The organism is Enterococcus sp. E5-37, from assembly GCF_035726925.1.
Lineage (GTDB): Bacteria > Bacillota > Bacilli > Lactobacillales > Enterococcaceae > Enterococcus_B > Enterococcus_B faecium.
On the sequence record NZ_JAPMLG010000005.1, the window covers coordinates 38,601 to 61,053 of the forward strand.

Below are 22,453 nucleotides of genomic sequence, written 5' to 3' on the forward strand. Positions count from 1 at the left end.
CATTAATAAATTATCATGGATTTATGAGAAATACAAGCTAAAAGCACAAATTTTCACGATGAAAGGAAATTATGCCAATCCGCATATTAACAGCATTAGTGAATAAAATCACAATAAGGAAAGCGTTTTATATTTCATCTGCATTTTTTCTATTTTCTAATCAAACTTACAACCATCTGTTTCTATTTAGAAACGTTGGTGTTATACAGTTTTGTTGCAAATATTTATTTTATTTACACATCGTGAACGGACGTACAAATAATGGTTTTTTCTTAGTTTCTTTATATCGTATTCTTTTTCCGAAAAAAAAGAAACAGCTTGAAATTTAAATCCAAGCTGTTATATTCTTTAATCTATTTACTTTGTGAAATTATTCTGTTAACCACTTTTCTAGAATTTTCATCTTCGAATAAAACAACGGTATTTGGTTTTCATCCAGCCTACTGTAATTGATTCTGATTCCATTTATATCTTGCCCAAAAAGTAGACTTGGTGCAATTCCAAGACCCATATCTACTACTTTTTCTGCTAGTTCGGGGTCTAGTTTTTTCCCATCCCAAGTAATCCAGGCATAGTAACCACCTAAAATTGAATGAAGCTTGAAAAACGATTGTGAATCTCCCCAAGCGCTTATCAGTCGGCTTTTTTCTTTCAACTTTTTTCTTACATCTTGCATTTTCAAATCAATTGCTTCATCAAATACATTAGCCACTGTGATTTGTGTAAGGATATTCATCGAAAACTCCATCATTTCTTGCGCTTGAGCTAGTTGCGAGATAAAAGTCTCAGGTCCTATCACCCAACCGATTTTCGTTGTTTTTCCTAAAACCCTTGATAACGAACCGACGTATAACACATTATCCGGATCAATCGTTCGTATAGGAAGGACTTCTTCTTGGTTTAGAAATGAAAGATCCGTAAATACATCGTCTTCAATAATTGGAAGCCGATACTGTCGACACAATTCTACTAGCTTTTCTCGTCGTTTTTGACTCATCACTTTTCCTGTAGGGTTTTGAAAATTCGGGTTGATAAGCACTGCTTTCAATTTATTTTTATGGATCGATTCTTTCAGTTTTTCTAAGTCGATCCCTTCTTCATCCATCGGTATCCCAAATAAACGCGTTCCTGAAGCTTTGAAAAGAGGTAATCGGTAAAAAAAAGAAGGTGACTCTACAGCTATCCCCTCACCAGCTGAAAGAATCGTTTGTAAAATCAAAAAGATTGCTTGCTGACCGCCACCAGTCACAAGAAGCTGGTTGGGGGAAAATGCCAATTCAAATTTACTTTCCAAATACCGTTTGATTTTGTTACGTAACGGAGTATAGCCTAAAAGATCCATTTCTTTTTCTTCCGCTAAGATTTCTTCAAGAGAATAAGAAGGAAACTCAAAATTCGGCAAAAGCTCATCTGGCATCTCGCTAGCGTATAAATCAAGAAACGATGTTTTTTGGATCTGCTTTGCTTCTCTTATTTTTTGCTCATACCAGTCCGTCTGCTCATAACGAGGAGAGATCATTTGCCGCCAATCGATTCTTGGGACAGCGAATTTCCCCCATTCAGTCTGATTAACAAACCATCCGCTGCCACGTTTGCTCGTTAGTACCCCAAGCTCCCTAAGCTCTTCCAATGCACGGACAACGGTGGAACGATTCACACCAAAAAGTTGCCCTAGTTTTCGTTCTGATTCAAGTTGACTTCCAGGATTGATCCTTCCGTTTTCGATTTCTCTCATAATCTGTTCCATGATTTGACGATAAATCGGTCCTTGTTTTTTCTCTACTTTTTCCCACATAAGCTTCTCTTTTCTATTGTCTATTTTTTCTTTTGATTTTACCGAATTTACGAGAAAAAAGAAAAGCTTTTTTTGCAAAACATAAAAAACAGAAGGTTCTGTTATGAACCTTCCGCTGATATTTTACTCATTATTTAGATCGTATCTCCATTAAAAATCGAATTTTTCACGATGACATAGTCAACTTTTCGAATGGCTTCCAGATCTCTTCCTCCAGCATAAGAAATAGATGATTGAAGGTCTTGTTGCATTTCCACTAGTGTATCTTTCAAAGATCCTTTATGCTGGATCCAGATTTTCTTTCCTTCAACATTTCGTTTTTCGCCTTTTTGGAATTCTGAAGCAGAACCAAAGTATTCTTTATACACGATTCCATTTTCGACTTTTGTTTCGCCAGGAGATTCCTCGTGACCGGCAAACAATGAACCAATCATGACCATTGTCGCACCAAAACGGACAGATTTTGCAATATCGCCATGTGTTCTGATCCCACCGTCAGCGATGATCGGCTTGCGAGCTGCTTTCGCACACCATCTAAGAGCTGCCAGTTGCCAGCCTCCAGTTCCAAATCCTGTCTTGATTTTTGTAATACATACTTTTCCTGGACCAATCCCGACTTTTGTTGCATCTGCGCCCGCATTTTCCAATTCACGGACGGCTTCCGGTGTACCAACATTACCGGCAATCACAAAAGTTTCAGGCAAATATTTTTTAATATGCTGAATCATATCAATAACTGAGTTAGCATGTCCATGTGCGATGTCGATAGTGATATAATCAGGATTTAGCGATTCTTCTGCCAACTTCTCTATAAAGGAATATTCCTCTTTCTTGACGCCAACACTGATTGAGGTAATCAATCCACGCTTTTTCATTTTTTTGATAAACGGAATTCGAGCTGCTTCATCAAACCGATGCATGATATAGAAATAACCATTTTCCGCTAAGAATTCTGCAATCGTTTCATCAATAATCGTCTGCATGTTGGCAGGCACTACTGGCATTTTGAATGTATGTTTACCCAATGTGACCGTTGTATCACATTCAGAACGGCTATTTACGATACATTTATTAGGAATTAATTGAATATCTTCGTAATCAAATACTTTCATTACATTATCCTCCTGATGTTCACATCCAGCAAAACACGAACATTATTAATTTAATCAAGGCTTTTTTTAGCGCCCTATGTAATTTAACTCAATTAAGCGAAAAAATCAAGAGCAAAAAGAGAATTTATACGAATGGTAAAAAAACACACATTATTTTTAGTCTAAACAAACGAAACAATGAATGTTCGCTTTTAGCGAAAAAAAGACTGTGACAAACGTCTTGTCACAGTCTTTTTTCTGAATAAACGGTGTTCTCCTACGCTGTCCGTTTTTTCTTGTTATACAAGTCTAATACAACGGCTAAAAGCAAGATCAACCCTTTGATCGCCTGCTGCCAATCTACCCCGACGCCTAAAATCGACATGCCATTGTTCAATACACCCATGACCAAGCCACCGACAATCGCACCCATGATTGTTCCAATGCCGCCGGAAGTCGAAGCACCACCAAAATATACTGCCGCCATTGCATCCAGTTCCATCGATGTACCTGCTTGAGGTGTTGCCGCATTCAATCGAGCAGCTAAAACTAATCCAGCTAAAGCTGCCATGACTCCCATGTTGACGAATACCCAGAACGTGATTCGCTTTGTTTTGATCCCTGATAGTTCAGCCGCTTTTCGATTTCCGCCCGTCGCATAAATCTGTCGACCTGCTACTGTTTTATTTGTCAAAAACCCATATGCTGCGACGATCAAACCGAGAATGATTAAAATGATCGGATATCCTTGATAAGAGGCAAAGATATAAGTTATCCCTAGTACAACGACTGCTGTAAATACCGCCTTTACCAAGAAAGCTGCTGGAGATTCCACTTCAAATAAATGATTTTTCCGACGATTTCTTGTTCGCCATTGTCCAACAACTAACACGACTGTGATGATCATTCCTAAAATCAATGTCAAGAAGTGAAGGCTGCTTCCTTCGCTTAAGTCTGGTAAATAACCCGTAGACATTTTTTGGAAAACAGCTGGAAAAGGTGCTAGAGATTGGCCTCCTAGAACAACTTGTGTCAGCCCACGAAACATCAGCAATCCTGCTAAAGTCACGATAAACGCCGGTATCCCTGCATAAGCTACCCAAAAACCTTGCCATGCGCCGATCAGCCCGCCTACTGCAAGACATGCGATAACTGTCATCCACGGGTTCATTTGGCGATTGACCATCATCATGCCCGCAATTGCACCAACAAACGCCATCACTGACCCTACCGACAAATCCACATGACCTAAGAGCACCACTAATAACATCCCTGCAGCTAGTACTAATATATGACTATTTTGCAAAACAAGGTTAGTTATATTCAATGGACGCCAGAAAATACCATCCGTCATCAATTGAAACGCAATAAGTAGTCCCGCTAAAATGATCACCATGCTGTAGCGACCAAAAAGATCAGCTGCTCTACTTTTCAAATTTAGTTTTTTCTCTTTTTTGTCCGTAAGATTTTTTGCCTGTTCCAACTTAACCCACCTCTTCTTTCGTCATTAATTTCATCAAGACTTCCTGATCTGCATCTTCTCGCGAGACTTCTCCTGTAATACGTCCTTCGTTCATCGTATAGATTCGATCACACATCCCTAATATTTCAGGAAGTTCAGAAGAGATAAGACAGACAGCTTTGCCATTTGCTGCCATTTCTTCGATAATCGTGTAGATCTCATATTTTGCCCCAACATCTATCCCACGGGTTGGCTCATCCAAAAAAAGAATATCGGGTTGTGTCATCAGCCACTTGGATAAAACGACTTTTTGCTGATTCCCACCACTAAGACTACTGACAATTTGATGGATGGAGTTTGTTTTTATACGCATCTTTTTCCGGAAATTTTCTGCCTCAGTTACTTCTTTTTCTTTATCTAATACTCCTTTTTGACTTATTTTATCCAAACTGCTCAGCGTCACGTTTTCCCGAATATCCATCAGCAGATTCAGTCCTAAAGATTTTCGGTCCTCCGAGACATAAGCGAGTCCGTTTGCAATGGCTGAAGGAACGGTCTTAACTGATATCTCTGCCCCTTCCTTTAATATACGTCCGGATATCTTGCTTCCATAAGAATGTCCAAATAGACTCATAGCGAATTCAGTTCTGCCCGCTCCCATCAGTCCAGCTATTCCTACAATCTCTCCTTTTTTCAAATGCAAGTTGATGTGGTCGTTTATGATTCGCTCATGATCAAGAGGGTGATAGACCGTCCAGTCTTCTACTTTAAAATAAACTTCTCCAATATCCGGTTTTCTTTCAGGATAACGATCAACTAAATCTCTGCCCACCATCCCGCGAATAATATGCTCTTCGCTGATCATTTCATTTTCTAGTGTCTCAATCGTCTGTCCATCCCGTAAAATGGTGATTCGATCTGCGATATCCACGATTTCATTCAGCTTATGTGAAATAATGATGGAGGTTACACCTTGCTCTTTCAACTCTCGGATCAATCTCAGCAAATTCGCGCTTTCTTCTTCATTCAATGCAGCGGTAGGCTCATCCAAAATCAACAGACGGACGGATTTTGATAATGCTTTAGCTATTTCAACTAATTGCTGTTGCCCTACGCCAATCTGGGATACTAGAAGATTCGGGTCGATAGACAAACCGACTTTATTCAGCAGTTCATACGTTTTCTTTTCTGTCAGTTCCCAATCAATCACGCCTCTTTCTGCTTGTTCATTTCCGAGAAAAATATTCTCTTTTATTGAAAGATAAGGACTTAGCGCTAATTCTTGATGAATGATGACGATGCCTTTTTCTTCACTATCTTTCAAATCTTTGAATTGACACAGCTTTCCATCATAAAAGATTTCCCCGTCATAGGAGCCATATGGATACAAGCCGCTCAAGACATTCATCAATGTTGATTTTCCCGCTCCGTTTTCTCCGCACAATGCATGGATTTCCCCACGTTCAATCATCAGATTCACGCAATCTAACGCTCGGATTCCAGAAAATTTTTTGGTGATATCTGCCATTTTTAAAATACAATCCGCCATAATTCTTATCCTCTCTCTGACTTAGATCTCTTTAGTTCCTTGTTTGGTTCCTCTTAATTTTTCAGATCGGATTCTTTATAATAATCTGTGTCGATCAGCTCTGCTTGATAATTATCTTTATCGACAGATACTGTATTTGCTAAATACGTAGGGACAGTTTTCACCCCATTATCATAAGTTTCAGTATCATTGACCGGGACCTCTTCTCCATCACTGATTGCTTTGATCATTTCAATCGTATTTTTTGCTAAGATACGTGTGTCTTTAAAGATCGTTTGTGTTTGTTCCCCGGCAATGATCGATTTAACGCCAGCAACTGTCGCATCTTGTCCAGTAATCACAGGTAAAGGTTTACTTTCACTCCCATACCCCACGCCTTTTAATGACGAAATGATCCCTAAACTTATTGGATCATATGGCGACAAAATAGCATCCAATGTTTGGTCAGTATAATTTGCGCTTAACAGATTATCCATCCTTGATTGCGCCGTAGAACCATCCCAGCGAAGCGTAGCGATTTGACTGAAACTCATCTGTCCAGATGGCACGACCAACTGACCGTTGTCCATATATGGTTGTAAAACAGACATCACTCCGTTGTAATTAATTAGTGCATTGTTGTCGTCAGGCGAGCCACCAAATAATTCAATCGTGAATGGTCCTTTTCCTTCTTTCAATCCTAAGTGCTCTTCAATATAAGCTGCTTGCGATACACCTACTCCAAAATTATCAAAAGTCGCGTAATAATCGACATTTTCTGAATTCATCAGTAAACGATCATAGGCGATCACCTTGATATCTGCTTCTTTTGCTTTAGCTAACACATCAGTTAAAGCCGAACCATCGATAGAAGCAATCACAAGTGTATCTACCCCTTTTGTAATCATATTTTCGATTTGTGCTACTTGATTTTCTACTTTATCTTCTCCATATTGAAGATCTGTTTTATAACCCAGTTTTTCTAATTCCGAGACCATGTTGTTCCCATCAGCGATCCATCTTTCTGCTGATTTGGTCGGCATAGCGATTCCTACATACCCCGTACTATCATCTGCAGATCCTGAATTGCCACACGCACTTAATAGAATGCTTGCGGTCAAAATAGCGATACTCCCAAGAATCTTTCCAAATTTGTTTTTCATTTTTTATCCCCCATTCCAATTGATACACCGAGTATAGCTAATAAAGAAAGCGTTAACATTGATTTTTTTATGGGATTTACTTTAAATTTTTTAGGTGTACTTTTTTTGTCTTGGATTTTTTTAAGTTTCTTGGATTTTTTTCGATTGATTCCTTTTGACTTTGATTTTCCCTTTTATCTGATAAGATAGTACTAACAAATCCAGATGGAGTGATTTAAAGTGAAACGTGTTTTATTTTTTTTAGCCCTTGTTGTAATCGCTTACCAAATGATGGGGTGTACACCTAATACAAAGGAAGCACCTGACCCACTAGTCGTTGGTTTTTCGCAATCAGGAACGGAGAGTAGCTGGCGGAAAAAGCATACTGAATCAATTATCACTTCCCTTGAAAAAGAAGATTACCAAGTTCTCTACCGAAATGGTTACATGAATCAGGAACGGCAAATCCAAGATATACGGACGTTCATTGCCTATAAAGTGGATATGATCATTTTTACTCCTTTGCAAGAATCCGGGTGGGACTCTGTATTAAAAGAAGCAAAGCGAGCAGGGATCCCTGTCATACTTGTCGACAGACATATTCAAACGAATGATCCCGAGCTTTTCGTCACCCACATTGGCCCCAGTTTCAAAGCAGAAGGAAATCGGGCGGGTTTATTTGTCAGCAATCACTTCACAAATTCAAAGAAACAGGAAATCAGAATCCTAGAACTTGCTGGTTCAGAGAACTCCACACCGACCAAGCTACGCTCCGAAGGATTTTTGGAATCAATCAATCGTAAACCAACCCTAAAAAAAGATGGAACCATCGACCATAAACCTCCGATGACTATTGTTCACCGAATTGTCGGTGATTTTATTCGGATGAAAGGAAAAGACCAGATGAAACGATATTTAGAAACAAATGATTTATCCGAAATCGATGTATTATACAGCCATAGTGATGAAATGACTCACGGTGCTTTAGCTGCGATAAAAGAAACATCGGTTAAACCTGGAAAAGATTTGATTATTGTAACGATTGATGGACAAGAAGATATGATCGAGAAGCTGCGGTCAGGAATCGTCAATTGCGTAGTCGAGTGTAAACCTGATGTCGGCTGGTATGTAGCCAATACCGTTACTCGTTATTTTGGAAATCTTCAAACAGGAAAAACATTACCTAAAGATATTTTTATTTCCGAGACTGTCTTTTCCCAACAGAATATGACTAATATTCCAACCAGAAATTATTGACTGGAGAAGTATCATGACGAAAAGTTTAAGCATTAAACAGATTTTTGCCCAAGCAAACAAAGCCATGCTTCTATTTGCTGTTATCCCTTTATTACTTAGCATACTGTTATACTCACAACAGCTTTTGATTTATCAACAAACGATCGCAAATATTCAAAAAGCGGATGCAATTGCTTTAAAGGTTGACCAGAGAGTTTTGGAAAGTATGTGGGACCTGATTTCTGGCCAAGTAAGCGTGGATGAGTTTAAAAAAGAAAATATCCTAGAAGAACTTAGAAATGATATTCGACAGATCAAAAGTAATACGAATACGCTTAAAGAAATCAGTACGTTAGATGTGTCTTTGCGTACGATCGATACACTGGAAGATTATCAAAACGAGCTGATCAATAATATCTTGGCAAAAAATTTTATGGATACCAATGAAGAGATCATCAATCAGGTAGATTCTGTCACTCAACTGCTGTCAGATATCTTACAAGATTTTGTTCGTGTGGAGATCGACTTAGCAAGCAAAAAAAATACGACACTTGTCCGCTCGCTCATTCTATTAACAATAGTGGAACTTGGAGTTCTTAGTACCATTTTTTTCTATGCGAAAAAGAATCGTCGCTTTTTAGAGAGAAAGGTCCAAGAACCGATCAATCAGCTGATCGAGATGTCAGAACAACTTTCTTCAGGGAACCTTGGCTTTCGTTTAACCCTGCCGGAAACACTGGAATTACAAACACTTACCGCTAGCATGAATAAAATGGCGGAAGATCTAAACCAGTCTTTACGGGAGAACGCTTTGAAACAATACCATTTAGCACAAAGTGAAGTTCGTGTATTGCAAGCTCAGATTACTCCCCATTTTATTTATAACAGTTTGGATGCCATTATTTCTTTGATCGAACAAGACTGCTTTGAAGAAGCTCTGACTATGACCCATGCACTTTCCGGCTTTTTTCGTACGTCTTTAAGCAAAGGACAAGACTGGATTCCTCTTGAAAAAGAAATTAGCCATATCAATGATTATCTAGTCATCTTAAAAATAAGATACGGCCATATGCTTGACTATAAGATCGATGTACCAGAAACACTTTTTCCTGTTTCTATTTTAAAAATGATCTTGCAGCCATTGATTGAAAATGCTGTATACCATGGAACGAAGTACGTCCGTCACAAAGGATTTATTCGTATTACCGCATGCAAAATCGATGAGATGATCCAATTCAAAGTCACAGACAACGGGATTGGCATCCCTGCAGAAAAACTGGCAGAAATACGTAAAGAGTTAGCCAAAGGTATCGATTCAGATTTCAGTATCGGCTACGGACTTTACAACGTAAACAAGCGTCTCCTTCTTTATTACGGAAATGATCAAAAACCTATCACGATTGACAGCAAATACCGAGAAGGAACAACTGTCACACTGATGATCCCTCTATCTCCCAAAACAATTGGAGGAAACAAACATGTATAAAGTTTTTATCATCGAAGACGAATACCTCATTCGCAATAACTTGCGGGAACAAATAACTGTCCTTGGTTCTTATTATCCAATCACTTATGTCGGCGAAGCTGGAGATGGTGAGATGGCACTGTCTTCAATTATCGACTTACAGCCCGACATCATTCTGACTGATATCCAAATGCCTTTCATGGACGGGTTGACTTTTTCAAAAGAAGCAAGGAAACTACTTCCTTGGACTCGTCTCATATTTATTAGCGGATTCGACGATTTCGATTATATGAAAGGAGCAATCCAGGTACAGGCAGATGATTATCTGCTTAAACCGATTAAAAGTAACGAATTGAAACAAGCAATAGAAAAAGCAGTAACTGCTTTAGATTTGCAGCAAAAAGAAACGCACACTTCTTCTGATCTTGTTTTCGAATTGAAAAAAAATCATTTCTTGAACGGTTTGTTCAAAGGCTCACTTACGATCAGTGAAACATTGAAACTTGCTGAATCTTTCAATCGCTCTTTAGCAGGGAAAAAAATGACCGTATTATTAGCAGCAAACCAAGTCAGTACAGACTTTGAAGATTACGCTCATCTCAGTGATTATTTGAAGTTTTTATTTAGGGAGAATCAACAAGTGATCTTCTCTGCTGTTTCCTCTCGATTCATCAAATTTTTAATAGTTGATTCTCTTGAAGAAAATGTGATCGAGACCAGTTATCAGGTAGCCCAAACGTTGGTCCATGAATTAGAAAAGGGACAAAAAAATAATTTTTCTGTCGCCATTGGTCCTGTCGCAGAAAGAATCAGCGAATTACCTGCATCTTTTGAGATCACGCAGATGATACTTGAAACCGCCAGTTCCCTTAAAGATCAAATTATCAGCTATGAGGATTTGATTCAAGAAGCGAAACTTCCAGTTGATTCTGTCTTTTACTTTGATCTCTCACTTGATTTGTCTTCATTATCGAAAAACGAAGTATCTAAGTACATCGAACACTTGACGAAACCACAAGGCACACCAACTCGAACACGATTATATCGTTTATTTGTCTTGACTAAGCTACTCCAGCATGTCTGCCTGAAAGAAAAGGAAATCCCGCAAGAAATGGTTCATTGCACATCCACCAGTCAACGCTTAGCAATCAGCGCCGACGACTCGCTTTACCGTTCGACAGTTTATATGTTCATTTCTTTCTTAACTGCTCTGCCCTCACAGCCTTCAAGGAACAAATATCAGCCAATTTTGAACCATGCATTGGATTTTATCAAAGAAAATTTTACCGATCCAGATATGTCCTTAACTTGGGTCGCTCAACAAGTTGCATTAAGCCCCTCTCATTTCAGTACGATTTTTTCTCAATCGTTTAACCAAACATTCATCGATTATCTGACAGAACAAAGAATCGAATTAGCAAAAAAATTATTGCAGCAATCAGACTATCGTATTTCAGATATTGCTTTTGAAATTGGTTATAATGACCCTAACTATTTCAGTTATTTATTTAAGAAAAAACAAGGGATTTCTCCAAAAGAATATCGGACACAGCTTTTCCTTAAAAACAAAAATAACCAATAAACGAAATCCGTACAATGATACTCTTTCCATTTGCAATTAAAAAAGACAGAATATCTTGAAGCTGAAAACAGCTTTCAAGTTATTCTGTCTTTTTAATTTATAGCCCTTTTGACCTGCTTATGACAATCTTTAAGGTAAAATGTTTCCAGCAGCACGGTACAATTCGTACCAATCTTCCCGAGACATATTAATTTCTGAAGCTTGAGCGATTTCCTTGATTCGCCCTACGTTCATCGTACCGGCGATCACTTGCATATTGGCTGGATGGCGTAAAATCCAAGCAGAAGCCAAGCCAGTTGGTGTCGTTTGATATTTAGCTGCTAGTTCTTCTAATGTTTGGTTTAATTCAGGGAATTTTTCGTTCCCGATAAATACACCTTCAAAAAATCCATACTGGTATGGTGACCATGCTTGGATCGTCATATCATGCAATCGGGAATAATCAAGTACACTACCGTCATGATCGATACTTGCTTCATCTGTCATATTGACATGAATCCCTTGATCGATCATTCCAGTATGTTTCAAGCCAAATTGCAGCTGATTAGCTACTAATGGTTGACGAACATATTTTTTCAGCAATTCGATTTGCATTGGTTTTTGATTGCTGACGCCAAAATAACGAACTTTTCCTGACCGTTCCAATTCATCAAACGCTTCAGCTACTTCCTCTGGTTCTACCAATGTATCTGGACGATGAAGAAGTAAAGCATCCACATAATCCATTTTCAGACGGGTCAAACTTTTTTCTACAGATTCAATGATATGTTTTTTAGAAAAATCGAACATCACACCTGGAACGATTCCACATTTTGTTTGGATGAAGAGATCTTCTCGTTTGATTGATGTTTTTGCTAGAGCATCTGCAAAGATTTCTTCACATTCACCGTTTCCATAAATATCTGCATGGTCAAAAAAATCAATGCCGTTTTCATAAGCTGTCTCAATCACTTTTACTGGATCTTCCGCATTGTTGATACGCATACAGCCTAAGATCACTGCAGCTGCTTTCTGATCAGAAGTACCTAATTGAATTTTTTTCATCTGAACTCCTCCTTATTTATATACACAACAAAAGTGTACCACACTCTTTATGAAAAGGCTTCACTAAAATCGGCGCTTCCGACTATATTTGTTGTATTTTTTTATAAATGGAAGCAGCTGATTTACTTCACGACCAGTTCGCTATTGGCAGCTTTTTCTCCAATATCTGTACGATAAAATGTTCCATCTGTCGTTTTATCCATTAACGCGGTATAGATTTTTTCCTGTGCTTCTTTGATCGTCTCACCGTATGCTTCTACTAAATAAAGACGTCCTCCTGCTCCAACTAGTTTGCCGTTATTTGAGGAAACTCCAGCATAGTAAACAGAAAGCTCTTCTTCCGGAAAATCTGGTAGAACCATTCCTGTCTCATATTCTTCGGGGTAACCGGCAGCTGCAACCACAACGCCTACATTGCATCCTTCTTGCTGCCACTTTAACTCTACTGCACGATTCTCTAATAAATCATCGATTACTTGCGCAAAGTCACTCTTCAACCGAGAAAGAACGACTTGCGTTTCAGGATCACCGAAACGCGCATTGAATTCGATCACTTTTGGTCCTTCCTTCGTAGCAATCAAACCCGCATATAAAACACCCGTGAAAGAGCGTCCTAGTTCTTTCATTCCCAAAGCCGCTGGTTTTAAAACTTCTTCCACAGCTTTTTCAATCATCTTTTTTGAAATTTGCGGTACTGGTGAATAAGCACCCATTCCGCCTGTATTTGGCCCTTTATCGTTATCAAATGCCCGCTTATGATCTTGCGAAATGACCATCGGATACACCTTGGTATCACGGACAAACGCCAAAAGGGAGAATTCTTCTCCTGCCAAAAACTCTTCTACGACGATTTTTTTGCTGCTATCCCCAAATCGATGCTGGTTCAACATTTGTTCTGCCGCATCCAGCGCTTCCCTCACTGTGGTAGCCACGACTACACCTTTCCCAGCTGCTAAGCCGTCCGCTTTCACTACGATTGGCGCACCATTTTCTTTGATATACGCTGCTGCTTTTTCGTAACATTCAAAACTTCTGGATTTAGCTGTCGGGATTTGATAAGTATCCATTAATTGTTTAGCAAAACTTTTCGAACCTTCGATCAGTGCTGCTGCTTTTGTCGGACCGAAGATTTTCAATCCTTCCGCCATAAAATCATCGACGATCCCATTTAACAAAGGAACTTCAGGACCAACGATACTCCAATCAATAGCCTCTTTCTTAACAAAATGGATTAACGCTGAATGATCTTGTTCACTGATAGCGACACAATTGATACCATCTTTTGTCATCCCCGGATTTCCTGGCGCACAATACACCGTATCCACCTTCGGACTGGCTAAAAGTTTTTTACTTATTGCATGTTCACGACCACCTGCACCGATTACCAAAACGTTCATTTATCCGACTCCTCTCTAATGTCTAAAATGCCGAACATCAGTAAAGACCATTGCTAGATCGTATTTATTCGCCATATCAATAGAATCTTGGTCTTTGATGCTTCCTCCTGGCTGAATGATTGCTTTTATACCATGTTTGGCTGCATATTCAACCGAATCATCCATTGGAAAATAAGCATCGCTAGCTAAAACTGCACCTTCCATTTTCTCTTGCGCTTGTTCAATCGCAATTTTTACTGAACCGACTCGATTCATCTGCCCGGCTCCGATTCCTACTGTCTGACGTTCGTTTGCCAGTACGATCGCATTAGATTTCACATGTTTGACAGCTTTCCAAGCAAACGCTAATGCTTTTGCTTCTGCTGGAGTCGGCTTACGTTTTGTCACGACTTTCCACTCTTCTTCATTTTCTATTGCCAGATCTTGATCTTGTACAAGAAGTCCACCTAAGACTGAGACCGTTTCTTCTCGATTTTGATTTTCTTCCTGCGCAAAGTCTACTGTCAGTAATCGGATGTTTTTCTTTTTTTGCAGTAATTCCAAAGCTTCTTGTGTATAAGAAGGGGCAATGATGATTTCTAGAAACAGCTTATGCATCTGTTCTGCTGTTGGCAGATCTACTTCTCGATTCAAAACGATGATCCCACCAAAGATTGAAACAGGATCTGCTTCATACGCTGCTTCCCACGCTTCTAAAATCGTAGATGCTGTCCCAATACCACAAGGATTCATGTGTTTCAAGGCGACTACCGTTGGCTCGTCATATTCCTTCATGATCCGTAGCGCAGCATCTGCATCTCGGATATTATTATAAGAAAGTTCTTTCCCATGGAGTTGTTTTGCTGCTGCGATCGAATATTTTTCCAGAAGAGCGGACTGATAAAAGGCAGCGGCTTGATGGCTGTTTTCACCGTAACGAAGCGTTTGTTTTCGTTCATACGTAAGTGTCAATTTTTCCGGTTCTTTTTCTTCCACCCAATCCGTTAAGTATTGAGCGATCAGTGCATCATATGCCGCAGTATGACGAAAGACTTTTGCCGCTAGTTTTTGTCTGAAAGAAAGTGAAGTATGCCCATACTGACGTAATTCTGAAAGTACTTCTTCATAGTCAGATGGATCAACAACAGAGGTGACAAATTCATGGTTTTTTGCTGCACTACGGAGCATACTAGGACCACCGATATCAATGTTTTCAATAGCTTCTGCTATTTCGACATCTGGTTTCATAATCGTTTCTTTGAAAGGATATAAATTGACACAAACAAAGTCGATTGGTTGGATATTTTCCGTTTCCATTGCCTCCATATGGCTAGGGAGATCGCGTCTTCCTAAAAGACCACCATGGATTTTAGGATGAAGTGTTTTGACACGGCCATCCATCATTTCAGGAAACCCTGTCACTTCTTCGATCGAAAGCGTATTGATCCCAGCTTGATCCAACGCATGCTTTGTTCCTCCTGTTGAAATGATTTCTACTCCTTGTTCAATCAAACCTTGGGCAAATGCTACAATCCCAGTTTTATCTGATACACTGATCAATGCTCTTGTCATTTCAGATAGCCTCCATTTTCAATAATTTCACTAATCACTTCTGGATAGATTCGATGCTCTACTCTATGGATTTTTTCTGCTAAAGAATCGAACGTGTCCTCCTGTTCAATTCTCACTTTTTCCTGCCGGATGATTGGTCCAGTATCTACACCTTGGTCGATATAATGAATTGTGACACCCGTTTCTTTTACTCCAGCTTCAAATGCATCACGAATGCCATGCAAACCAGGGAATGCAGGTAAAAGAGATGGATGGATATTGATGATTCTTTTATCATAATTTTCCAGCAATACTGGTCCAATGATTCGCATGTATCCAGCTAATACAATCAAATCGATCTTTTTTTCTTTCAATTTATGCAAAATTGCTTCTTCATACTCTTTTTTTGAATCAAATTCTTTAGGTGAAAAACAATCTGCCGGTACACTCAACGCAGTTGCACGTTTCAAAACATATGCTTCAGGCTGATCACAAAACAACCAGTCAATCGAAGCTTCCAATCCTTTTTTCGATAGATAATCGGCTAGCGCTTGAAAGTTGCTTCCGTTTCCAGAAGCAAAAACAGCGATTCTCATCGTTCTTCTCCTGTAAACACCACACGATGTTTTTCTTTGGCGATCACTTTCCCGATTTCATAAACTTTTTCGCCAGCTTGCTCAATTTCGTGTACTATTTCTTTTACTTTCGATTCTTCGACTGCCAGGACCATACCGATGCCCATATTGAAGATTTCATACATCTCCATCTCAGGAATTTCACCATATTTTTGTAAACAGCCGAATATTGGAAGAATCGGCCATGAGCCAAGTTTGATTTGTGCAGCCATAGATTCTGGTAACATTCGCGGGATATTTTCTACAAACCCTCCACCAGTGATATGTGCAGCTCCTTTTATTTTCTTTTCTTTGATCAGCGGAAGCAAGGAAGAAACATAGATTTTCGTTGGCTCAAGCAATTCTTCGCCAAGTGTTTTTTTCAATTCTGGCAGTTTTGATGATAAAGAAAACTGCTGCTGCTCAAAGAAAATTTTGCGAACAAGAGAGTACCCATTTGAATGAATCCCACTAGATGCTATTCCAAGCAACACATCTCCTGGGTTGATCGTTTCTCCTGTCAATAATTGAGATTTTTCAGCTATCCCTACAGCAAATCCGGCTAGATCATAATCATTACCTGAGTACATACCAGGCATTTCAGCTGTTTCTCCGCCAATCAGCGCCATATTTCCTTGAACACATCCATCTGCTACACCTTTTACTACATTTTCCAAACGTAACGGATCATTTTTCCCCGTTGCTAAGTAGTCTAAGAAATATAACGGCTCTGCGCCTTGTGCTAAGATATCATTGACACACATCGCTACGCAGTCGATCCCGATTGTATCGTGTTTGTCTGCTTCGATTGCCACTGCTAATTTCGTCCCCACACCATCGGTCCCCGAGACAAGGACTGGCTCTTTTAATTGAAAGACCGATAAATCAAAACAACCGCCGAATCCTCCTATAGCGCCCATCATACCTAAACGTTCCGTTTTTTTGACATGCTTCTTGATCCGTTCTACTACTTCATATCCAGCTTCGACATCTACGCCAGCTTTTGCGTATGCATTTGCCATTGAATTCATATACTCCCTTCTTGGTCTGCTTTTAAAAGAACGATACTTTTTCTTTTAGCGATTCCTGATACTTTTCTTCATAGTCATATAACGGCGTTGGATAATCTCCGTTGAAATAAGCCATACACAATCCTGAATACGGGCCATCCTTTTTCAGTCCAATCGATTCGATCAGACCCTCTTCACTTAAAAATCCTAAAGAATCTGCACCGATACATTCTTTGATTTCATCAATCGTGTGATTTGCCGCAATGAGTTCTTTACGCGTTTGAATATCAATCCCGTAAAAACATGGATATTTCAAAGGAGGAGAAGCAATCCTCACATGGACTTCTTTTGCTCCTGCTTCTTTCAAAAGATGGACGATCCGTCTGCTTGTCGTACCCCGAACAATTGAATCATCGACCATAATCACCTTTTTACCTTCCACTACTCCTCGTACAGCAGATAATTTCATTCGAACACCTTGCTCTCTTAGCTCAGGCGTTGGCTGGATAAATGTTCGGGCAATGTATTGATTTTTTACTAATCCGATTTCATAAGGGATTCCACTAGCTTCCGCATAACCGCTTGCGGCTGACAAAGAAGAATTAGGTACGCCGACGACCATATCTGCTTTTACTGGCGATTCTTTCGCTAAATTCCGTCCCATATTTTTCCGTGCAGTATGCACATTGATCCCTGCGATGTTTGAATCTGGTCTGGCAAAATAGATATATTCCATCGAACAAATGGAAAGCTGCGTATTCTTCGTAAAGCAATCAATCTGGATTCCTTCGTCATTGATAATCACTATCTCTCCAGGCTGGACATCTCTTATAAAACGTGCCCCGATAACTTCTAATGCACAAGTTTCCGAGGCAATCACGTATGCTCCGTTTTTCATTTGTCCGATTGCTAATGGACGAAAACCATTTGGGTCCAAAGCGGCAATCATTGCCGTTTCTGTCATTAATAAATAGGCAAATCCACCTTTGACTTCATTTAAAGCACTTTTCAATTTATTTAAAAAATCTGTTTCTTCACTTCGTCGGATCAAATGCATCAATATCTCCGTATCGGAGTTGGAATGGAAGATCGCCCCATTTTCCTCTAACTCTTTTCTAAGTGAACGAGCATTGATCAAATTGCCGTTATGCGCTAAGCCGATCGACTGATCATGAAATTTGAATAGAAAAGGCTGAATATTGTCCACACTTCCATTGCCTGCTGTTGCATAACGTACATGTCCGATTGCAGCTTCTCCTGTTAACTGCTGCAATTTTCTTTGATCTTTGAATACCTCAGAAAGTAGACCCAGATCTCGATGACCCATAAGCTTTCCTCGATCATTGGACACGATGCCCGCACCTTCTTGTCCTCGATGCTGAAGACTATGGAGCCCGAAGTATGCCACACTAGCGGCATCCGGATGACCCCAAACGCCGAAGATCCCGCATTCTTCATTTAAACTCTTCACTTCATAAGACATACGATTGCATCCTCCCAGCACTTTCTTGCTACTGCAGTTTCTATTTTGATCTGACCGTCAGTTGCTGAAATTTCGATTATCGCTTCATCCGTCACCTTACCTGCTAAAACAGCAGCATCTCCCATCATTTCTTCGAATCGTGTCTTATTTTCCGGTGCGACTGTCAACACAAATCTTGATTGAGTTTCTGCAAATAATTGAGCAGAGGACAATTCAAACTGTACAGATATCCCTAGCTGATGTTTGAAAGCTGATTCTGCCAGTGCAATTGCCAAGCCACCTTCTGAACAGTCATGCGCACTTTCAATCAATCCGTTTTGGATGGCTGTCAATACTAACTCTTGGTTTCTCTTTTCAATGGATAGATCAAAGTTTCGGATCACACCTTCGATTCTTCCAAGCTGCATCTTTTGTAATTCACTGCCATCAAAATCTGCAAACGTCTTACCTAATATATAGATTAGATCCCCTGATTTTTTGAATTCCTGAGTAGTGATATGTTTATGATCCTCAATCAATCCGACCATACCAATCATTGGTGTTGGATAGATTGCTTGACCATCCGTTTCATTATATAAAGAGACATTTCCTGAAATAACAGGAGTTCCTAACGTTTCACACGCAGCAGCAATTCCATCAGCTGAAGTCGATAATTCCCAAAAAACTTCTGGTTTATCAGGAGAACCATAGTTCAGGCAGTCGGTGATCGCCAAGGGCTTGCCACCGCTAGCAATAATATTTCTAGCAGCTTCTGCCACTGCTATTTGTCCTCCGATTTTTGGATCCAAATAGAGATAGCGAGCGTTGCAGTCTGTGGTCATCGCTAATGCTTTATTCGTCCCTCTAACCCTCATCACAGCAGCGTCGCTTCCTGGACGGACAACTGTATTGGTTTGTACTTGTGAATCATAAGTTTCATAGATTGAACGTTTCGAAGCAATCGTCGGTTGCTGCAGCAGATCAAGCAATACTTGTCCAGGTTCTTCGATAACTGGCTGATAAGGAGCTAACTGCTGAAATTCTGCGATTCGAGCTGGTTCTTTCATTTCTTTATGATAAACTGGTGCATCTTCAGCTAATGCATCGACTGGCAGATTTGCTACTTCTTCTCCTTGATGATATAGCCGATACTGCCCGTCGTCTGTTACTTTCCCGATAGTGACTGCATCTAGATCATACTTCTGAAATAGTTCTTGGATTTTTTCTTCCTCTCCTGATTTGACACAAATCAACATCCGTTCTTGTGATTCCGATAGCATCATTTCATAAGGCGTCATTCCAGTTTCTCTTTGTGGGACTTCATCTAATGTCAATATAAGTCCTGAACCAGCTTTTGAAGCCATTTCCGCACTAGATGAAACAAGTCCTGCTGCTCCCATATCCTGTATACCTATTAGAGAATCCGAATGATGCAAGATTAATTCCAAACACGCTTCAAGCAGCAGCTTTTCCATAAAAGGATCGCCTACTTGTACAGCAGAACGTTGCTGTTCTTCTTCTTGATTAAATTCTTCTGAGGCAAAAGTTGCTCCGTGGATACCGTCGCGACCTGTTTTTGCACCTACATACATGATCGAATTACCGACGCCAGCGGCTTGCCCTTTCTGGATATGTTTGTGTTCAATCAAACCTACGCACATTGCATTGACTAATGGGTTTCCTTCATAACAAGGATCAAATGCAATTTCGCCGCCTACAGTCGGTATGCCGATACAATTGCCGTATCCGCCGATACCTGCAACTACTTCTTCTAGTAAATATTTCGTTCTTGGATTATCTAATTCGCCGAACCTCAATGAATCTAGCAACGCAATTGGACGAGCCCCCATGCTGAAAATATCTCTGATGATTCCGCCAACTCCTGTCGCAGCTCCTTCATAAGGCTCCACGGCTGAAGGATGATTGTGACTTTCTGCTTTGAAGACAACTGCTAGTCCATCACCGATGTCGACGATGCCTGCGCCTTCTCCAGGGCCTTGCAACACATGAGGTCCACTAGTAGGAAATTTGCGTAGAACCGGTTTAGAATTTTTATAGGAACAATGTTCGCTCCACATAACAGAAAACAGTCCAGTTTCCGTATAATTAGGCATTCTTCCTAAGATATCTTCTTCGATCATTCGATATTCTTCATCAGTCAATCCCCATTCGGCATAGATTCTTTTTTTCTTGATCTCTTCAGCTGTCGGTTCATTCAATGTTTTCATCTATACGGTCACCTTTCCGAAGTTTTTTAAAATGGAAGCAAAGAACCGTTTCCCATCTTCTGATCCTAGCAAGTCTTCTACTGCACGTTCTGGATGAGGCATCATTCCTAACACATTCCCTGCTTTGTTCGTAATCCCTGCAATGTTTTCCACGCTGCCGTTGATGTTGTCATTATAAGTAAAGGCAATCTGATTATTTTTTTTTAGTTCTTGAAGTGTTTCTTCGTCACAGAAATAATTTCCTTCCCCATGAGCAACTGGAAGATAGATTATTTCGTCGGCTTCATACTCTGAAGTAAAGGCCGTCTTGGGGTTGACTTTCAATGGTACAGTTTTGCAAATAAAATGCAAAGACTCATTTCGTCTCAGTACACCTGGCAAAAGTCCTGCTTCTGTCAATATCTGGAATCCATTGCATGTACCGAATACTGGTTTCCCTTCTTCAGCAAAACGAATCACTTCTTCCATGATTGTAGAAAACCGGGCAATCGCACCACATCTTAAATAGTCTCCATATGAGAATCCTCCTGGCAGTAAAACACCATCAAATCCTTCTAAAGAGGACTCATCATGCCGAACGAATTCGGCATCAGCACCCATGATCTCGCGAACTGCCCATAACATATCTGCGTCACAATTTGAACCTGGAAAAACGATGACCGCAAATTTCATGTTATACTTCCTCCATTTTTTTGATTTCATATCGGTATGTTTCCATATTTACATTTGCAAGCAGCTTGTCACAAATCATTTCAATCACTGTATCGATTGGTTCTTCTGCATCAGCAAGTTGTATCTCAAAGTATTTTCCTATACGGATATCTTCGATTGTTTCATATCCCATACGATGGACTGCTTTTTTTACTGCCTCCCCTTGAGGATCTAACACTGAATCTTTATAGGTTACATATACTTTTACGAAATACATCAAACTCGCTCCTTTTCTTCAGTTAGTTCCGATAGACGGTTATATACTTCTTGATAGACTGGGATCAAATCACCTAGATCTCTGCGGTAAACGTCTTTGTCCATATGTTCATTCGTACGTTCATCCCATAATCGGCAAGTATCCGGTGTTACTTCATCCGCAAGCAAAATTTGTCCATTCGACCGGCCAAACTCTAGCTTGAAATCTACTAAAATCAAACCGATCTTAGCAAATAATTCGGTCAAAATTTCATTAATAGCCAACGCTTGGGCTTTCAGCTCACTGATTTCTTCCGGTTTTGCAAGTTGTAAGAAATAGATATGCTCTTCATTGATAAATGGATCATCCAACTGGTCATCCTTATAGTAGAATTCAACGATTGGTTTGATTAATTCTTTACCTTCGGGAACACCTAGACGTTTTGAGAAACTTCCTGCTGCAATATTTCGGATAACCACTTCCAGAGGGATAATTTGTACTTTTTTTGCTAATTGTTCGGTTTTAGACAATTGTTTAATAAAATGATTTTTTATTCCTCTTTGAGTCAGATAACGGAAAATTGCACTTGTGATTTGATTATTCAATTCTCCTTTTCCACTTATCTGGTCTTTCCTCGCTCCATTCAACGCAGTTGCTTGATCTAAATATTCTATCCAAATCAAGTTCTCATCAGAAGTAAGATATATTTTTTTGGCTTTCCCTTCATACAAAAGTTCTTTCTTCTCCATGTACGTCTCTCCTTTTTATTTACATTAAAAGCAAATAAATCGTTTTTTGTTCGTGTTTTCACTTTAAATTTTAGCAATCATCTTTTTATAAATCAACAAAAATATGTACATTTAAGGCATTAGATTCTTTTAATGTTCGTGTTTTATCAGAAACGAAAATCTTACACCATCAACAAGCGTTTACATTTATACTTAATGATGGTATATTAGA

General features: G+C 39.6%; 19 protein-coding genes. 4 read left to right on the plus strand and 15 right to left on the minus strand.

The features are described 5' to 3' along the window. Positions 1 to 71: 71 nt before the first annotated feature. A complete protein-coding gene (locus OS138_RS05430; RefSeq protein WP_016628355.1) occupies positions 72 to 329 on the plus strand; it encodes a hypothetical protein in 258 nt (85 codons plus the stop codon). 41 nt (positions 330 to 370) lie between these two features. Here OS138_RS05430 and OS138_RS05435 read toward each other — a convergent pair whose 3' ends face one another. From OS138_RS05435 to chvE, 5 genes are all read right to left on the minus strand, one after another. Then, the gene (locus OS138_RS05435; protein WP_325069781.1) at positions 371 to 1,795 is read right to left on the minus strand and encodes an aminotransferase-like domain-containing protein; all 1,425 of its coding nucleotides are present in this window, start codon (positions 1,793 to 1,795) and stop codon (positions 371 to 373) included. Between the two features lie 134 nt (positions 1,796 to 1,929). After that, a complete protein-coding gene (gene guaC / locus OS138_RS05440) occupies positions 1,930 to 2,907 on the minus strand; it encodes a GMP reductase (RefSeq protein ID WP_002287992.1) in 978 nt (325 codons plus the stop codon). A gap of 256 nt (positions 2,908 to 3,163) precedes the next feature. Next, positions 3,164 to 4,369, minus strand: coding sequence for a multiple monosaccharide ABC transporter permease (mmsB, locus tag OS138_RS05445; protein WP_325069783.1), 1,206 nt, complete (start codon positions 4,367 to 4,369; stop codon positions 3,164 to 3,166). 1 nt (position 4,370) lies between these two features. After that, positions 4,371 to 5,897: a multiple monosaccharide ABC transporter ATP-binding protein gene (gene mmsA, locus OS138_RS05450; RefSeq protein WP_002287995.1), complete on the minus strand. Its 1,527-nt coding sequence runs from the start codon at positions 5,895 to 5,897 to the stop codon at positions 4,371 to 4,373. 53 nt (positions 5,898 to 5,950) lie between these two features. Next, on the minus strand, positions 5,951 to 7,039 hold the full coding sequence (chvE, locus tag OS138_RS05455) for a multiple monosaccharide ABC transporter substrate-binding protein (protein WP_325069784.1): 1,089 nt from the start codon (positions 7,037 to 7,039) through the stop codon (positions 5,951 to 5,953). A gap of 219 nt (positions 7,040 to 7,258) precedes the next feature. On the opposite strand from chvE, the gene OS138_RS05460 reads away from it, so the two are divergent. The 3 genes from OS138_RS05460 to OS138_RS05470 are packed head-to-tail and all read left to right on the plus strand — an operon-like array spanning position 7,259 to position 11,301. After that, a complete protein-coding gene (locus tag OS138_RS05460; RefSeq protein ID WP_325069785.1) occupies positions 7,259 to 8,275 on the plus strand; it encodes an ABC transporter substrate-binding protein in 1,017 nt (338 codons plus the stop codon). Between the two features lie 13 nt (positions 8,276 to 8,288). Then, positions 8,289 to 9,740 (plus strand): sensor histidine kinase, encoded by a 1,452-nt coding sequence (locus OS138_RS05465; protein WP_325069786.1) that lies wholly within the window; start codon positions 8,289 to 8,291, stop codon positions 9,738 to 9,740. Next, positions 9,733 to 11,301 carry a response regulator transcription factor gene (locus OS138_RS05470; RefSeq protein WP_325069787.1) on the plus strand — a complete coding sequence of 523 codons (1,569 nt, stop codon included), beginning with the start codon at positions 9,733 to 9,735 and terminating at the stop codon, positions 11,299 to 11,301. Before OS138_RS05465 ends, OS138_RS05470 begins: the two co-directional genes overlap by 8 nt. 129 nt (positions 11,302 to 11,430) lie before the next feature. On the opposite strand, the gene OS138_RS05475 is transcribed toward OS138_RS05470, so the two are convergent. From OS138_RS05475 to purC, 10 genes are all read right to left on the minus strand, one after another. Continuing rightward, positions 11,431 to 12,345: an aldo/keto reductase gene (locus OS138_RS05475; protein ID WP_002288005.1), complete on the minus strand. Its 915-nt coding sequence runs from the start codon at positions 12,343 to 12,345 to the stop codon at positions 11,431 to 11,433. Positions 12,346 to 12,467: 122 nt separating this feature from the next. Further along, the gene (purD, locus tag OS138_RS05480; RefSeq protein ID WP_325069788.1) at positions 12,468 to 13,742 is read right to left on the minus strand and encodes a phosphoribosylamine--glycine ligase; all 1,275 of its coding nucleotides are present in this window, start codon (positions 13,740 to 13,742) and stop codon (positions 12,468 to 12,470) included. 15 nt (positions 13,743 to 13,757) lie between these two features. Next, the gene (purH, locus tag OS138_RS05485) at positions 13,758 to 15,293 is read right to left on the minus strand and encodes a bifunctional phosphoribosylaminoimidazolecarboxamide formyltransferase/IMP cyclohydrolase (RefSeq protein ID WP_325069789.1); all 1,536 of its coding nucleotides are present in this window, start codon (positions 15,291 to 15,293) and stop codon (positions 13,758 to 13,760) included. Beyond that, a complete protein-coding gene (gene purN, locus OS138_RS05490) occupies positions 15,290 to 15,868 on the minus strand; it encodes a phosphoribosylglycinamide formyltransferase (RefSeq protein ID WP_325069790.1) in 579 nt (192 codons plus the stop codon). Before purN ends, purH begins: the two co-directional genes overlap by 4 nt. Then, positions 15,865 to 16,917, minus strand: coding sequence for a phosphoribosylformylglycinamidine cyclo-ligase (purM, locus tag OS138_RS05495; RefSeq protein WP_002306859.1), 1,053 nt, complete (start codon positions 16,915 to 16,917; stop codon positions 15,865 to 15,867). The genes purN and purM overlap by 4 nt, the downstream gene beginning before the upstream one ends. A 22-nt stretch (positions 16,918 to 16,939) precedes the next feature. Continuing rightward, entirely contained in the window at positions 16,940 to 18,379 is a 1,440-nt protein-coding gene (gene purF / locus OS138_RS05500; protein ID WP_002299010.1) for an amidophosphoribosyltransferase, read from the minus strand. After that, positions 18,364 to 20,586 (minus strand): phosphoribosylformylglycinamidine synthase subunit PurL, encoded by a 2,223-nt coding sequence (gene purL / locus OS138_RS05505; RefSeq protein ID WP_325069791.1) that lies wholly within the window; start codon positions 20,584 to 20,586, stop codon positions 18,364 to 18,366. The genes purF and purL overlap by 16 nt, the downstream gene beginning before the upstream one ends. After that, on the minus strand, positions 20,587 to 21,258 hold the full coding sequence (gene purQ, locus OS138_RS05510; protein WP_002288017.1) for a phosphoribosylformylglycinamidine synthase subunit PurQ: 672 nt from the start codon (positions 21,256 to 21,258) through the stop codon (positions 20,587 to 20,589). A 1-nt stretch (position 21,259) separates the two neighbouring features. Beyond that, on the minus strand, positions 21,260 to 21,514 hold the full coding sequence (gene purS, locus OS138_RS05515) for a phosphoribosylformylglycinamidine synthase subunit PurS (protein ID WP_325069792.1): 255 nt from the start codon (positions 21,512 to 21,514) through the stop codon (positions 21,260 to 21,262). After that, complete coding sequence (gene purC / locus OS138_RS05520; protein WP_325069793.1) at positions 21,514 to 22,242, minus strand: phosphoribosylaminoimidazolesuccinocarboxamide synthase; 729 nt, start codon at positions 22,240 to 22,242, stop codon at positions 21,514 to 21,516. The genes purS and purC overlap by 1 nt, the downstream gene beginning before the upstream one ends. Positions 22,243 to 22,453: the final 211 nt, after the last annotated feature.